Consider the following 12,809-nt stretch of genomic DNA (forward strand, 5'->3'; position numbering starts at 1 on the left):
CACCACCTTTTCGATCATCTCGACTGGGGGCTCAAGTCATACCGGGGCCGAAGGCCGGGAGCCTCATTGCGAGGCCACGAAGACGGTAACGGGGCCGCTGACGGGGACGAACTGGAAGATCCGGGCCGCTCGCAGACGCGCCAGGCCCTCGGCCGGTCCCGAGGCGGGCTGACCACCAAGGTCCACCTCGCCGTCGACGGCCGGGGCCTGCCCCTGTCGATCGTGCTCACGCCCGGCAATGTCAACGACGCCACCGCGTTCGCCCAGGTCCTCGACGGGATCCGCATCCCGCGCATCGCCACGGGCCGCCCGCGCACGACACCGGTGCGGGTGCTGGGCGACAGGGCCTACTCCAGCCGGGCGATCCGGCACCTGCTGCGGCGTCGGGGTATCGCCGTCACGATCCCCGAGCGCCGCGACCAAGCGGCCAACCGCCGGCGCCGAGGGCGCCTCGGCGGCCGGCCGCCCGCCTTCGACAAGGAGATCTACCGCGACCGCAACGTGGTCGAACGCTGCTTCGCACGCCTCAAGCAGTTCCGCGCGATCGCGACCAGGTTCGACAAGCTCGCCGACCGCTACCGCGCCGGAGTCATCCTGGCCTCGCTGACCCTCGCGCTCCGCGAACCAAGCCCTACTAGGTTCTGTCTCTTTGGTCAGCGTCGAGTCCAGATGAGGATGCCGGCGAGGTGGAGTGCGGCCTGGTAGGCGATGGCGAGTTTGTCGGTTCGGGTGGCCAGGCCGCGCCACTGCTTGAGGCGGTTGATGCAGCGCTCGACGGTGTTCCGCTGCTTGTAGGCCTCGGCATCGAAGCCGGGCGGGCGACCGCCTTGGCGGCCTCGTCGTTGGCGGTGACCGATCTGGTCCGACGGGAGACACGCGCTAGCCCTCCCCGGCCGCGAGAACCTGCTCCAGCAGCGCGCCGAGCTGGTCGAGTTGGGCCTCTGCGAGGGGGGCGAGTGAGCGGTCCACCTCGGCGGCGACCCGGCGCGCGCCCTCCTGCCGGATCTCTTCGCCGTGCGGGGTGAGGGCATGCCGGACCGCCCGGCCGGGGCCGGGGACGCGTTCGATGAGGCCCCGGGCTGCCATCCGGGCGGCGAGGGTGCCGAACGCCTGGTCGGTCTGGAAGGTGAGCTGGGCCAGGTCGTGCAGCGAGGCGTCCGGGTGTGCGTGCAGATGGCGGAGGGTGTCCCACTGCGCGAGGGAGACGCCGAGCGGGGCGAGGGTGGCGGTCAGCGCGCGGTGGTGGCGGTTCTGGAGGCGCTTCACGGCGAGCGCGACCTGCTGCGGGGTCCGGGTCACGGGATTCAGGCTAGCGCAAACCCAGCCTGTTGATCTAAGGTTGCTTATATAAGCATGTTGATTAGCGAGCCCGACGCGGCCGCAGTTATCCCCCGGGAGAGCCCATGAACGCCACCGCCCCCGTCCCGTTCACTGTCAACGAGACCGGCTCCGGCCGCCCCGTCCTGCTGCTTCACGGCGGCGCCGGGCCCGCCTCCATGCGGCCGTTCGCCGCGCTCCTGGCCGAGCGCCACTCCGCCCGGGTACTGCTCCCCACCCATCCCGGCTTCGACGGCACCCCACGCCCCGCCACCCTGGACGGCATCCGCGCGCTGGCCGCTGCGTACACCGCGCTGCTGGCCGAGCGCGGGCTGACCGGGGTCACCGTGGTGGGCAACTCGATCGGCGGCTGGATCGCCGCCGAGATGGGCCTGCTGGACGAGGGGCGGATCGCCGCCTCCGTCATCCTCAACGGCGTCGGGATCACCGTGCCCGGCCACCCGCTCGCCGACTTCTTCGCGCTCCGCCCCGACGAGGTGGCCGCGCTCTCCTTCCACGACCCGGCCCGCTCCCCGCTCGCCGCCGCCGACCGGTTCACCCAGGCTCAGCGCGCCACGATGGCCGCCAACCGCGAGACACTGTCGGCGTATGCGGGCCGGGAGATGGCCGACCCGACGCTGGCCGGGCGGCTGGCGGCGACCCGCGTGCCCACCCTGGTGGCTTGGGGCACCGCCGACCGGATCGCCTCGCTGGGCTACGGCGAGGCGTACGCAGCCGCCATCCCCGGCGCCGTCTTCCGACCGCTGGCCGACACCGGACACCTCCCGCAATTGGAGACGCCGGAGACGGTGCTCGCAGCCGTCGCGGAGTTCACCACGCCCTAAGGGCTGTCCCGTAATCCCCGGCGAGCCCACGACGCCAGCTACGGCACCTCGCCGCGTTGTCGGAGCACCCGAATACGCCCAGTATGCGGGCGCCCCTCCGCCTTGCGAGGCACCGCATCTGACGCCGCGCGCTGATCCACCGGGGATTACGGGACAGCCCTCAGGTGTGTTGTCCCGGGACAACACACCTGAGGGTGTCTTGGCCGCAGTCCCGTGCGTAGCCGCGCAGGACCCGGCGGGCCACGGAGGTGATGTGCAGCTCGTCCGGCCCGTCGAGGATACGGGCGGCCCGGCCGGTGCGCAGGAGCCCGGGCAGCGGGGTGTCGGGACCGAGCCCGGCGGCGCCGTGGACCTGGATGGCGGAGTCCGCGACCTGCTGGAGCATGCGCGCGGCGGCGACCTTGGCGAGTCCCACCTCCGTACGCGCGTCCCGTCCGGCGGCGATCAGCGCCACCGCCTCGTGCACCAGGGGGCGGGTGGTGCGCAGGGCGAGCAGGGCGTCGAAGACATGACTCTGGATCAGCTGCTGGTCGGCGAGGGGCCCACGGGAACCGCTGCGGGTGGCGGCCCGCTCACACATGAGGTCGAAGGCGCGCCGGGCCTGGCCGAGCCAGCGCAGGCAGCGCAGCGTACGGCCGAGCTGCAGCCGCTCACCGGCGATGGCGAGCGCGTCCCCGGGCTCGCCGAGGAGGTGGTCGGCCGGGACCCGGACCCGGTCGAGCTCGATCTCGTACTGGCCGCCCGCGCCGAGGACGGGGAGTTCGCGTACGACGCGGAAACCGGCCGACGCGGTGGGCACGAGCAGCAACGACAGCCCCTCGCGGTCACCGGTGCTCCCGCCGGTGCGGGCCATGACCGTCACCAGGTCGGCGTTCGCGGCGCCGGAGGTGAACCACTTGCGGCCGGTGACGAGCCAGCTCCCGTCCGGGCCGCGCTCGGCCCGGGTGCCGGTCCGGAAGGGGTCGGTGCCGGGGACGTCCGGCTCGGTCATCGCGTAACAGGCCCGTATCCCCCCGGCGACCAGCGGCTTCAGGTACGCCTCGCGGACCGTGCTCCCTCCGTGCCGCGCCAGCATCGTCACGTCGAGCAGCGGGGCGGATCCCAGCGCCGCCGGACCGTGGTCACTGGCCCCCTCCGCCTCGGCCAGGGCGGCGTACGCCCGGAACCCCAGCCCGCCGCCGCCCAGTTCCGCCGGGAGGGGCAGCGCCCACAGGCCCTCCTCCTGTGCCTGACCGCGCAGTTCGGCCAGCGCTTCGGCCGCCGCGGGACCGCCGCCGTCCAGCACCGCCTCCCGGGGGATCACCCGGGTGCCGACGAACCGGTCGATTCGCTCCCTCAACTCATCCGCCCCCGCCGCCTGCTGCGCATCCGCGGTGTGGTCCGTGCCTGGATCCGTCACTTCTTTCCTCCTCATTCCCGGGAACTCGCGGGAACGGCCGACCGACTGCCTGTCCGTGGAACTGGTCGGGTGCGGACGCTCCCGGGTTCCCCAGATTCGGCAAGACCCGGGCGCCGGCCACCGCCGCGCCAGGAGAGGAGAGGCATGGCGTCACCAGCAACCACGCAGACGGTCCGGCCGCTCGACACACTGCGCTTCGACACCTCGGGGCCCCCGCAGATCACGAGCGTCATCGCCGACCACCTGCGGCTGCTCGGCGCACGGACGGACCGCCCCGCACAGGGGGACGCGTCCACCGGCACCGCCACCACCGCAGGTGGCACCACGCTCATGGGCGGCGGTTTCGACCCGGCGCACGCGACGGCCACCTGGGCGGATCCCCGGAGCGGGCTCGCCGACGAGGCCACGGTGCAGGCCGCGACCGGCATCATGGCCGTACACGGCAGGCGCGACGGCAGCCCGCGCGGCCTCGCCGTCGACTACGCGGCCACCGCCACCGGAGTCCTGGCCGTGCAGGGGCTGCTCGCGGCCCTCGTGGGCCAGGCTCGCGGCGGTGCCGCCCGCGCGGTCACCACCAGCGCGGACCGGGCGGGGCTGCTCGCGGTCTCCCAGTACCTCGCCGCCGCCGGGGCCGACGAGGGCGAGGCGGCCGAACTCGCCCCTGGAGGACCCCCGTTCACGTCCGCCGACGGCGTCCTCTTCGAACTGGAGACCCTCGATCCGGGCGCCTGGGCGGCCTTCTGGAAGGCCCTGGAGGCGCCCGCGGAGGCCCTGAGGGCCGGCTGGCGGCCCTTCCAGTTCCGCTACGCCACCGCCTGCGCCCCCTTCCCGGCGGCCCTCCACCTCACGGCCCGGTCCCACACCTGGGAGCGGATCCGCCGGGCCGCGGCCGCCTACGGCACCGAGGTGTGCGCCCTGCACCCGCTCGCGGAACGGGCCGCGGAACGGGCCGTGGAGCACGACGGCGCCGCCCCCTGGTCCCTGTCACGATCGGCCACCGGACGTCTCACCGCAAGGTCGGCCCGGCTGCCCGACGCGGCACACTCCGGCGGGCCCCTGGCCGGGCTGACCGTGCTGGAGGCGGGCCGTCGCATCCAGGCCCCGCTCGCGGCGCATCTGCTCGGGCGCCTCGGCGCCGACGTGATCCGGATCGAACCGCCGGGCGGCGACCCCCTGCGCGGCATGCCCCCGGCCTGTTCGGGCATCTCGGCGCGCTGGCTCGCCCTCAACCGGGGCAAGCGCGCCGTGGAGATCGACATCAAGCAGGAGGCCGACCGCCGACGGCTGCGGGAACTGGCGGCCGGGGCCGACGTCTTCCTGCACAACTGGGCGCCGGGCAAGGCCGCCGAGCTCGGCCTGGACTCCGGAGACCTCGCACGGGCCAATCCCGCGCTCGTCTACGCGTACACCAGCGGCTGGGCCGACCGGATCGAGGACGCCCCCATGGGCACCGACTTCATGGTCCAGGCCCGTACGGGCGTCGGCGAGGCCGCCCGCCCCGAGGGCGAGGCCCCGGCGCCCTCGCTGATGACCCTGCTCGACGTACTGGGCGGACTGCTCGGCGCCGAAGCCGTCCTCGCCGGGCTGCTGCTGCGCGAACGCACCGGCCACGGCGTACGGGTGGACTCCTCCCTGCTCGGTGCGGCCGACACGCTGACCGCCCCCGCCCTGCGCCGGGCGGCCCGCGGGGAGAACCCCCGCCGGCCGGCCGGATTCCGGCTCCCGCGGCCGACGGCGGACGGCTGGCTCGCGCCGGCCGACGCCGACGCCGGCGCCGTGGCCGCCCACGACCTGGGCGGGCTGTCCACGGCCGAGGCCCTGGCCCGGCTGCACGAGCACGGGCTGACCGCGACCGCGGTCACCACCGAGCTGTCCGACCTGCACCACGATCCGCGCTTCACCGGCTCGATCAGCCGCGACGCGCACGGCGCCCCCGCAGTCCCCGACCCCTGGAGCTTCGTATGACCGCCGACAGGCTCGTACTGCACGACCTGCTGCCCGCCGAACTCCGCCGGTCCTGGGTGGTCGACGGGACCTGCCCCGACCTCGACCTCTACAGCCTCTTCCGGGCACGCCAGATCGCCGACCTGCACCGCACGGCCGTCCTCGACGCCAAGGGCAAGCTCTGCTACACCGCGCTGGACCGCAAGGTGCGATGTCTGGCCACCGGCCTGCGGGAACTCGGGATCGGCCCGGGCGACGTGGTCGGCGTGCAACTCCCCAACAACCGCTTCGCCGTCATCGCCGATCTCGCGCTCGCCGCGCTCGGCGCGATCGCGCTCCCGTTCCCGGTGGGCCGGGGCGTCCTCGAAGCCGAGTGCCTGCTGCGCCGCGCCGAGGCCGTCGCCGTCATCGCGGCCATTGAGCACCGGGAATTCCGGCACGCGGCCGATCTGAGCACGCTCGCCGGGGCGCTCCCCGCCCTGCGTCACGTCATCGCCGCAGGTCCCGGAGCCGCGCCTGAAGGAACGATTCAGCTGTCGGGGCTGCTGCGTTCCGACCCCAGCGGATTCGTCCCCGCCCGGCCCGATCCCGACAGCGCCGCACGCATCCTCGTGTCCTCCGGCTCCGAGGCCGAGCCGAAGATGATCGCGTACTCGCACAACGCGCTGGCCGGCGGACGCGGGAACTTCCTCGCCTCCCTCATCCCGGACCGCACCCCGCCGAGCTGCCTGTTCCTCGTACCGCTGGCGTCCGCCTTCGGGTCCAACGGCACCGCCGTCACCCTCGCCCGGCACGGCGGCACCCTCGTCCTGCTCGACCACTTCACCCCGGAAGCGGCCATCGGGGCGGTACGCGAACACCGGCCGACGCACATCCTCGGCGTGCCCACCATGGTCCGCATGATGCTCGAACGCCTCGACGGGACGGACGAGAAGCTGCCCGCGCCCACCGCACTGGTCCTCGGCGGGGCGCCGCTCGACGAGACCACCGCGGCCGCCGCGGCCCAGGCCTTCGGCTGTCCCGTGGTGAACCTCTACGGCTCCGCCGACGGCGTCAACTGTCACACCGGACTGGGCAACACGGTGCCGCCCACCGACGGATCCGGGGTCGTCGCCGGCCATCCCGACCCCCGGGTCGCCGAGATCCGCATCGCCGACCCCGACACGCACGAACCGCTGCCCGACGGCGCCGTCGGCGAGATCATCTCGCGCGGCCCGATGACCCCGCTGTGCTACGTGGGCGCGCCCGACCTGGACGCCCGCTACCGTACGCCCGACGGCTGGGTCCGCACCGGTGACCTCGGGTACCTCGACTCCGACAGCGTCCTGCACATCGTCGGCCGCCTCAAGGACATCGTCATCCGCGGCGGCGCCAACATCAGCCCGGCCGAGGTGGAACGCGAACTCACCGCCCACCCCCAGATCCGGGACGTGGCCTGTGTCGGGGTCCCGGACCCGCTGATGGGGGAGCGGCTGGCGGCCTGCGTGGTGCCGCGCGGAGGGCAGCCCCTCACCCTCGCCTCCCTCGGCGAACACCTCACGCGGCGCGGGCTGGAACGGCGCAAACACCCCGAGCGGCTGCTCCTGATCGCCGAACTGCCCCTGACGGCAGCGGGCAAACCGGACCGCGCGGCCCTGCGCGAGCGCCTCGCGGCGACCTCCACAACGGCTCCGCCGTTCGCACAGGCGGGCTGAGGCACGGGCCCGGCGGCATGCACCGCCCGCCGGGCCCCTGCGGCGCCGTCTTCTTCACGGTGCTCGCCGCGCGCTTCGCGGTCTTCTTGGCCGCGGGAAGGCCGTGGACGTCGGCGGGCGCCCCGTTCTCGCCGCGGGCTGCCTTGTCGTCCTCGACCGACTGCTGGGCGCTCGCCTGGTGGCTTGCCCGGGCGCACCCGGAACACCACGGACCCGGCGCCAAGTCCTTCGACGAGCTGCGAGCGTTTCGTGCCGTCGCTGACCCGCAGGAGGCTGCCATGCTCCTCGACTGCGCCGGTGATGCCCTCGGCGACAGGTTCCCGCTCGCACCTGCGGGGTAGCGGCCGGGCTCGTTCCAGGTTGCCCCTGTTGGGACTGACAGGGGCAACCACTCTCGCGGGTGAGATCCACTCTGCGGGCTGCCGCTGTGTCTCTGGGCTGCGCTACGGTGCGTACGGCTGGACGCGCACGCCAACCGCCGCAGACTCCGACGCCCACGTCGTCGGGGTCAGCGATCGGCCGAGGACCTCCGGGGCCCGCGAAGTCCGTAACGGTGTCTTCCGCCGGCGGGTGACGTGGGCCGGCCCGCCGGATCCGGAGAACATTCATGCCCCGCAACCAGAACACCGCTGCGCAGCGCGCCCGGGAGGCTCAGCGCAAGACGGGCGGGAAGTACACCGCACTGCTCCGCGAAGCCGCCGCCGGCGGACCGCCGAAGGCCTTCCCGTTCCGGAGCCTCCTGGCCGAGTGCTCCACGCTGCCGGAGGTTCACGTCGACTGGGGGTACAACGACCCCGAGGACGACGGCGCGTTCCCCGGCCCCGTGATGTTCGAGTCCGCCCTGCTCGGCGGGCCCGTCCCCTGCGGCACGGTTCTGGCGCTCGCCGGCGCGCTGTCCGGCCTGGAACTGCGCGGGGACGTGCACGTGGAGTCCAACGATCCCCTTGGGGAAGCGATCGTGTCCTGCGCTGGCCGTCGCTTCCGACTGGTCCTGAACCAGGACCTGCTCTACGAGCTGTGCCGCGGCTCCGCCTGTCCCCGCCAGCCGGTCGACGACTTCTTCATCCCGTACTGCACCGGCCACCTTCCTGAGTGCCCGGCGGAGAAGCTGATCGACATGGCCGGGAACTGGAGCCTCGACCGCCGCGACGCGTTCGAAGAACACCCGGGGGAGGCGCAGGCGGGGCCGCAGGGCGACCACCTTGTCCGGGCCGCAGTCGCCCAGGGGGCCTTCACGAAGGTCGCGGCCGCACTCATCGGCCACTGCTTCACGGACTCGGATCTGATCGACGACGTGCACGGCTGGGGCGAGGAGGCCATGGCTGTACGTCACGGCACCGAACGCGAGCGACTGCGCCTGACCATGGTGGCGAACAAGGAGGGCTACCACATCCGGTCGTCGGTCGACGGCTCATGCGCCGTCTGCGGAGCCGCGCTGACCCGCGGTCTGGACGTCTGGCCCGTTCCACCGCAGTTCTGCTCCGCAGCCTGCGCTCCGCCGCGGCCACCCGCATGGGAGTCCCTCCCCGACCCGTGGGTGACGAAGACGAGCCCGATCGCCTGAACCACACGTCAGCCCCTGTTGGGCCCATTGGACCTGACAGGGGCTGACGCGCGCCGGGAGGGCTACGGGCGTGGTCGCCTGCGTCTGCATCTCGGCGCTGGAGGCCGTCTGGCCGTCGTGGTCCCGGAGCATCCGCAGGACGGTCGCCGGACTGGGGTGCTGCCCCTTCTTCCTGCCCTTGGTGATGACGAGCCGGGCCGTACAGCACCGCGTCCGGGGTCCCGTTCGGAGTAGGGGCCGACGGCCGAGGTACGGCGGAGCGCCCCGCGGGGCGGCGAGTCGGGACACGCGGCACTGGCCGGTTCCCGCGGGGCTGCTCAGGGGCAGTCGGTCAGGAGGCTCCCATGGCCTTCTTCAGTTCGGCCGCGGCGTTGCGGTAGACCGGGAGGAGGTCGAGGTCCTCGCCGGGGTAGTTGACGATCTTGACCTGCTTGGCGCCGGAGTCGGGCAGTACCGTGCCGGTGGACATGTGCGCGTTGTCCAGGACCAGCTCCGGCTTCTTCGCCGCGAGTTCGGCCAGCTGCGCCGGAGTCACGGCCTCGGGTCCGTACGTGCCCACCGGGGTGGCGCCCGCGAGCTTCGCCGACCACGCGGTGAAGACCTGGGTGACGACCGAGGGGCTCTTGCCGCCGGGCCACCCGGCCTGGACCTCCTTGTTGAGCTTCGCGTACTCGGTGTCGAAGCCGGTCTTCCACGTCGTGGCTGCGTCCGCCGTGCCGAAGAGGGCTCCCAGCTTGTCGACCTCGGCCTTGACCTTGTCGGGGTCGTTGTCGAGGTTCACCTCGACCAGCTTCGCCTTCGAGCCCGCGGCCTCCTTGATCTTCGCGGCGTACGGCTCGAACGGCGCGTAGAGCACGAAGTCGGCCTTGGCCACGGCGGCGAGGTCCGACGGCTTGGGGTCGTAGTCCGGGGCGTGGTGGACGGACTGCGGCACGATGACCTTGACGTCCTCGGCGCCCGCAGCCTTCGCGAAGGCGCCCTCCCAGGTGGTGGTGACGACCACGACCGGCTTCTTGGCCTGCGGCTGCGTGCCGTCCTCGGACTTCGCGTCCTGGGGTGAGGGGGTGTTCCCGCAGGCGGCGGTCAGGACGAGCGACGCGCTCAGTGCGAGGAGGGAAGAGATACGGACGCGGGTGCGCGCCATGAGCTGATTCTCCGTTCGGGTATGAAATGCACCGCGAGGACCAGTGCCCCCGCGGTCAGGACGAGGACCGGGCCGGGCGGCCAGTCCAGCCACAGGGCCAGCAGGAACCCCGTCAGATTCACCGCCACGCCGATGCCGACCGCCCAGAGGGTGATCGACTTCAGTGAGCTGCCCAGGCGGCGGGCGGCGAGTGCGGGCAGCAGGGTCAGGGCGTCGACGAGCAGGGCGCCGGTCAGTTTGATCGCCCCGGCGACCGCGATGGCGACCAGTACCAGCAGGGCGGCCGTCAGCGCCCGTACCGGTACGCCGGAACACTGGGCGAGCTCGCGGTCGTAGAGGAGGAGGCCGATCTCGCGGCGCCGCCACCAGAACAGGCCCGGTACGGCGACGGCCAGTACGCCGAGGACGATGAGATCCGGCGTCCCGACGGACAGGATCGACCCCCAGAGCAGGGCGAACGCGCCGGAGGCGTTGACCCCCGACACGGCCAGCAGGAGCAGCGCCGCCGCGATGGCCAGGCTCATCAGCAGCCCCATCGCCCCCGACAGGCCGTCCGGGGTCCGGGCGAGCGGGGCCACGCCCGCGCCGGCCAGCGCGCAGGCCACCAGCGCGCACAGCATGGGGTCGAGTCCGGTGAGCAGTCCGACGGCGATGCCCAGCAGGGCCACGTGCATCATCGCGAACCGCACCGGCATGATGTCGAGCCCGACGATGACCACGCCGACGACCGGCAGGCCGATCGCGGCCAGCAGCAGGGCCACGCCCGCCCGTTGGACGGGCAGCAGCTGGAGGAGTTCGCCGAGGTCGACGGTGGCCAGGTTCACCGGACCTCCCGCAGGTGGCCCGCGGCCATCTCCAGTACGCGGTCGCAGCGGTCCGCGAGGGCCCGGTCGTGCGTCACCACGATGAGGGTCACCGGCAGGGAGGTGAGGACGTCCGCGGCCTCCGACTGCCCGTCGAAGTCGAGCGCGGCGGTCGGCTCGTCCGCCAGGAGCAACTCGGCTCCCGCGGCGATGCATCCGATCGCCCGGGCGAGGTACATCCGCTGCAGCTGGCCGCCGGAGAGGGTGTGCAGGGGCCGCCCGACGAGCGGGCCCACACCGAGCCGCTCCGCGGCCTCGGCCGCCTCCGCCGGAGCGTTGCTGCCGGCCAGCAGTTCGGCGCCGAGCAGGGGGAAGCGGCCGGCGGCCGGCTTCTGCGGGATCCAGGCGCAGGCCCGGCGCCGCCAGGCCCACTCGGCGGGCGACCGGCCCTCCCGGCCGCCGACCAGGATCGAGCCCGTCGTCTGACGGTGCAGACCGAGGACGGCGCGCAGCAGCGTCGTCTTGCCCGACCCGTTGGTACCGGTCAGGGCCACGCGCTCACCGGCGGCGATCTCCAGATCGACGTCGGAGACGGCCTCCACCCGGCCGTGCCGGCACACGACCTCCCGCATGCGTACATCCAGCCCGCCCATCACACGCCTCCTCCGCCGCGCGGGAAGGCGAGGATCCGCCTCCCACGCGGCAGTAGTCGGACGGGGGGCGCCGGGGGTTCCCGGCGGGCCGGGGCCGATTCCGTGGAGGGCCGCAACGTCGACCCGGACGGAGGCGGATCCAGAGCCGACTCCGGCCGTGTTCAGATCGGGTGGCCCTCGGCGTCCGTGTGGTCCTTCTGGCCGGAGAACTTGTTCAGGAACACGTCGAAACGGCCGTCGGGGCGGCGGGTCATGGTCGCGCCGTCCTGCCAGATGCCGTTCTCGGGCCACCACTGGCTGCCATACGCGTCGCCCTGGTTCTGGTGGATGTTGTGGACGCCCAGCCCGGTGTCGAACGGTTCGCCGAAGACCAGGATCGGCCGTCCGACGGCGAGGATCGGCTCGAAGGCGTTGGCGGCTTCGACGTTGGAGCCCGAGGTCCAGGGCGGGGAGGACTTCAGCAGTCGGTCGAGGAGTCCGCCCAGCGGGCCGGGCAGCCACCCGGGCCACTCTTGGAGCCTGCGCAGGGCCGGATGGCGGAGGTAGTCGAGGGCTCCGGACCTGGGCACGCGGTCGAGGTCGTGGAACCCGGGCGCCGTCGCGGCCACCGGGCCGAGTGCCGCCGCGTCCACGGTGAAGACCTTCCACTGCACACCGGTGTCCGAGTCGTGGCTGTCCACGTCGACGGCGCACTTGTACCGCCCGTCCGGGGCGTCGACCCGGAGGTTGACGTGGAACCAGGCGCCCTCCGTGTCGGGGGTGTCGCGGAAGTGCTTGTGCAGGGTCCCGGCCAGCACGCCGTAGCGGTCGAATGGCATGTTCCCCAGTGAAGCACCGGGCCAGCCGGTCGGGTGGTTGTGGCGCGCGGGTGTGAGGGGGATCGGGGCGGACCGGTCGGGGTGGCCCTACGGTCGGTCCCGTGCGGCCCCTTCGGACCGCGCGAGGCGCCTACGCAAGAGGTCGAACCTTCATGAGTCTGAGCATCCGCAACCAGCTCGCGGGCACCGTCACCGCCGTCACCGTCGGCGAGGCCATGGCGACGGTCAAGGTCCGTCTGGACGGCGGTCAGGAGATCACCGCCGCCATCACCGCCGACGCCGTCAAGGACCTCGGCATCACCCCGGGCTCCGCGGTGAAGGCGCTCGTCAAGGCCACCGAGGTGGCCCTGGCCACCGGCCCGGTCGAGAACATCTCCATCCGCAACCAGATCACGGGCACGGTGTCCGAGGTCGCCGTCGGCCCGGCCATGGCCGCCGTGAAGCTCAACGTGAACGGGGGCGGGCTGACCGCGGCCGTCACCGCCGACGGTGTCCAGGCGCTGGGCCTGGTCCCCGGCTCCTCCGTCGTGGCGCTGATCAAGTCGACCGAGATCTCCCTCGCCGGCGCCTGAACCGTCCGTATCGTCCGTATCGTTCGTACGGTCCCGGCCTCGTAAGGTCCCGGCCG

At 73.2% G+C, this 12,809-nt stretch carries 13 protein-coding genes and 1 pseudogene; 7 read left to right on the forward strand and 7 right to left on the reverse strand.

All coding sequences use genetic code 11. From position 1 onward, the window contains the following. A partial coding sequence (locus ACZ4YL_RS29925) for an IS5 family transposase (RefSeq protein ID WP_468120873.1) occupies nucleotides 1-705 on the forward strand: 705 nt, incomplete at its 5' end. On the opposite strand, the pseudogene ACZ4YL_RS29930 reads toward ACZ4YL_RS29925, so the two are convergent. After that, nucleotides 654-875 (reverse strand): annotated as a pseudogene (locus ACZ4YL_RS29930) (transposase); the annotation flags it as partial. The gene ACZ4YL_RS29925 and the pseudogene ACZ4YL_RS29930 sit on opposite strands and share 52 nt — an antisense overlap. 4 nt (nucleotides 876-879) lie before the next feature. Next, entirely contained in the window at nucleotides 880-1,299 is a 420-nt protein-coding gene (locus ACZ4YL_RS29935; protein ID WP_468120874.1) for a MarR family winged helix-turn-helix transcriptional regulator, read from the reverse strand. 104 nt (nucleotides 1,300-1,403) lie between these two features. Here ACZ4YL_RS29935 and ACZ4YL_RS29940 point away from each other — a divergent pair, with 104 nt between their 5' ends. Then, nucleotides 1,404-2,162, forward strand: coding sequence for an alpha/beta fold hydrolase (locus ACZ4YL_RS29940; protein ID WP_468120876.1), 759 nt, complete (start codon nucleotides 1,404-1,406; stop codon nucleotides 2,160-2,162). 160 nt (nucleotides 2,163-2,322) lie between these two features. Here ACZ4YL_RS29940 and ACZ4YL_RS29945 read toward each other — a convergent pair whose 3' ends face one another. Continuing rightward, the gene (locus tag ACZ4YL_RS29945; protein WP_468121069.1) at nucleotides 2,323-3,501 is read right to left on the reverse strand and encodes an acyl-CoA dehydrogenase family protein; all 1,179 of its coding nucleotides are present in this window, start codon (nucleotides 3,499-3,501) and stop codon (nucleotides 2,323-2,325) included. Between the two features lie 204 nt (nucleotides 3,502-3,705). Between ACZ4YL_RS29945 and ACZ4YL_RS29950 the strand changes: the two genes are divergently transcribed. From ACZ4YL_RS29950 to ACZ4YL_RS29965, 4 genes are all read left to right on the forward strand, one after another. Beyond that, nucleotides 3,706-5,526 carry a CoA transferase gene (locus tag ACZ4YL_RS29950; RefSeq protein WP_468120878.1) on the forward strand — a complete coding sequence of 607 codons (1,821 nt, stop codon included), beginning with the start codon at nucleotides 3,706-3,708 and terminating at the stop codon, nucleotides 5,524-5,526. Beyond that, nucleotides 5,523-7,199 carry a class I adenylate-forming enzyme family protein gene (locus tag ACZ4YL_RS29955; protein WP_468120880.1) on the forward strand — a complete coding sequence of 559 codons (1,677 nt, stop codon included), beginning with the start codon at nucleotides 5,523-5,525 and terminating at the stop codon, nucleotides 7,197-7,199. Before ACZ4YL_RS29950 ends, ACZ4YL_RS29955 begins: the two co-directional genes overlap by 4 nt. A gap of 17 nt (nucleotides 7,200-7,216) precedes the next feature. Beyond that, nucleotides 7,217-7,540 carry a hypothetical protein gene (locus tag ACZ4YL_RS29960; RefSeq protein ID WP_468120882.1) on the forward strand — a complete coding sequence of 108 codons (324 nt, stop codon included), beginning with the start codon at nucleotides 7,217-7,219 and terminating at the stop codon, nucleotides 7,538-7,540. 266 nt (nucleotides 7,541-7,806) lie between these two features. Beyond that, nucleotides 7,807-8,763, forward strand: coding sequence for a hypothetical protein (locus ACZ4YL_RS29965; RefSeq protein ID WP_468120884.1), 957 nt, complete (start codon nucleotides 7,807-7,809; stop codon nucleotides 8,761-8,763). 331 nt (nucleotides 8,764-9,094) lie between these two features. On the opposite strand, the gene ACZ4YL_RS29970 is transcribed toward ACZ4YL_RS29965, so the two are convergent. The 4 genes from ACZ4YL_RS29970 to ACZ4YL_RS29985 form a co-directional block, all read right to left on the reverse strand. Further along, nucleotides 9,095-9,907 carry a metal ABC transporter solute-binding protein, Zn/Mn family gene (locus tag ACZ4YL_RS29970; RefSeq protein ID WP_468120886.1) on the reverse strand — a complete coding sequence of 271 codons (813 nt, stop codon included), beginning with the start codon at nucleotides 9,905-9,907 and terminating at the stop codon, nucleotides 9,095-9,097. After that, complete coding sequence (locus ACZ4YL_RS29975) at nucleotides 9,865-10,731, reverse strand: metal ABC transporter permease (RefSeq protein ID WP_468120887.1); 867 nt, start codon at nucleotides 10,729-10,731, stop codon at nucleotides 9,865-9,867. The genes ACZ4YL_RS29970 and ACZ4YL_RS29975 overlap by 43 nt, the downstream gene beginning before the upstream one ends. Then, on the reverse strand, nucleotides 10,728-11,363 hold the full coding sequence (locus ACZ4YL_RS29980) for an ATP-binding cassette domain-containing protein (RefSeq protein ID WP_030016709.1): 636 nt from the start codon (nucleotides 11,361-11,363) through the stop codon (nucleotides 10,728-10,730). The genes ACZ4YL_RS29975 and ACZ4YL_RS29980 overlap by 4 nt, the downstream gene beginning before the upstream one ends. A 161-nt stretch (nucleotides 11,364-11,524) precedes the next feature. After that, on the reverse strand, nucleotides 11,525-12,181 hold the full coding sequence (locus tag ACZ4YL_RS29985; RefSeq protein WP_468120889.1) for a DUF2278 family protein: 657 nt from the start codon (nucleotides 12,179-12,181) through the stop codon (nucleotides 11,525-11,527). Nucleotides 12,182-12,333: 152 nt separating this feature from the next. Between ACZ4YL_RS29985 and ACZ4YL_RS29990 the strand changes: the two genes are divergently transcribed. Continuing rightward, nucleotides 12,334-12,753 (forward strand): TOBE domain-containing protein, encoded by a 420-nt coding sequence (locus ACZ4YL_RS29990; protein ID WP_468120890.1) that lies wholly within the window; start codon nucleotides 12,334-12,336, stop codon nucleotides 12,751-12,753. Nucleotides 12,754-12,809 lie beyond the last annotated feature (56 nt).

It is taken from the genome of Streptomyces sp. NPDC030021 (genome assembly GCF_055574035.1).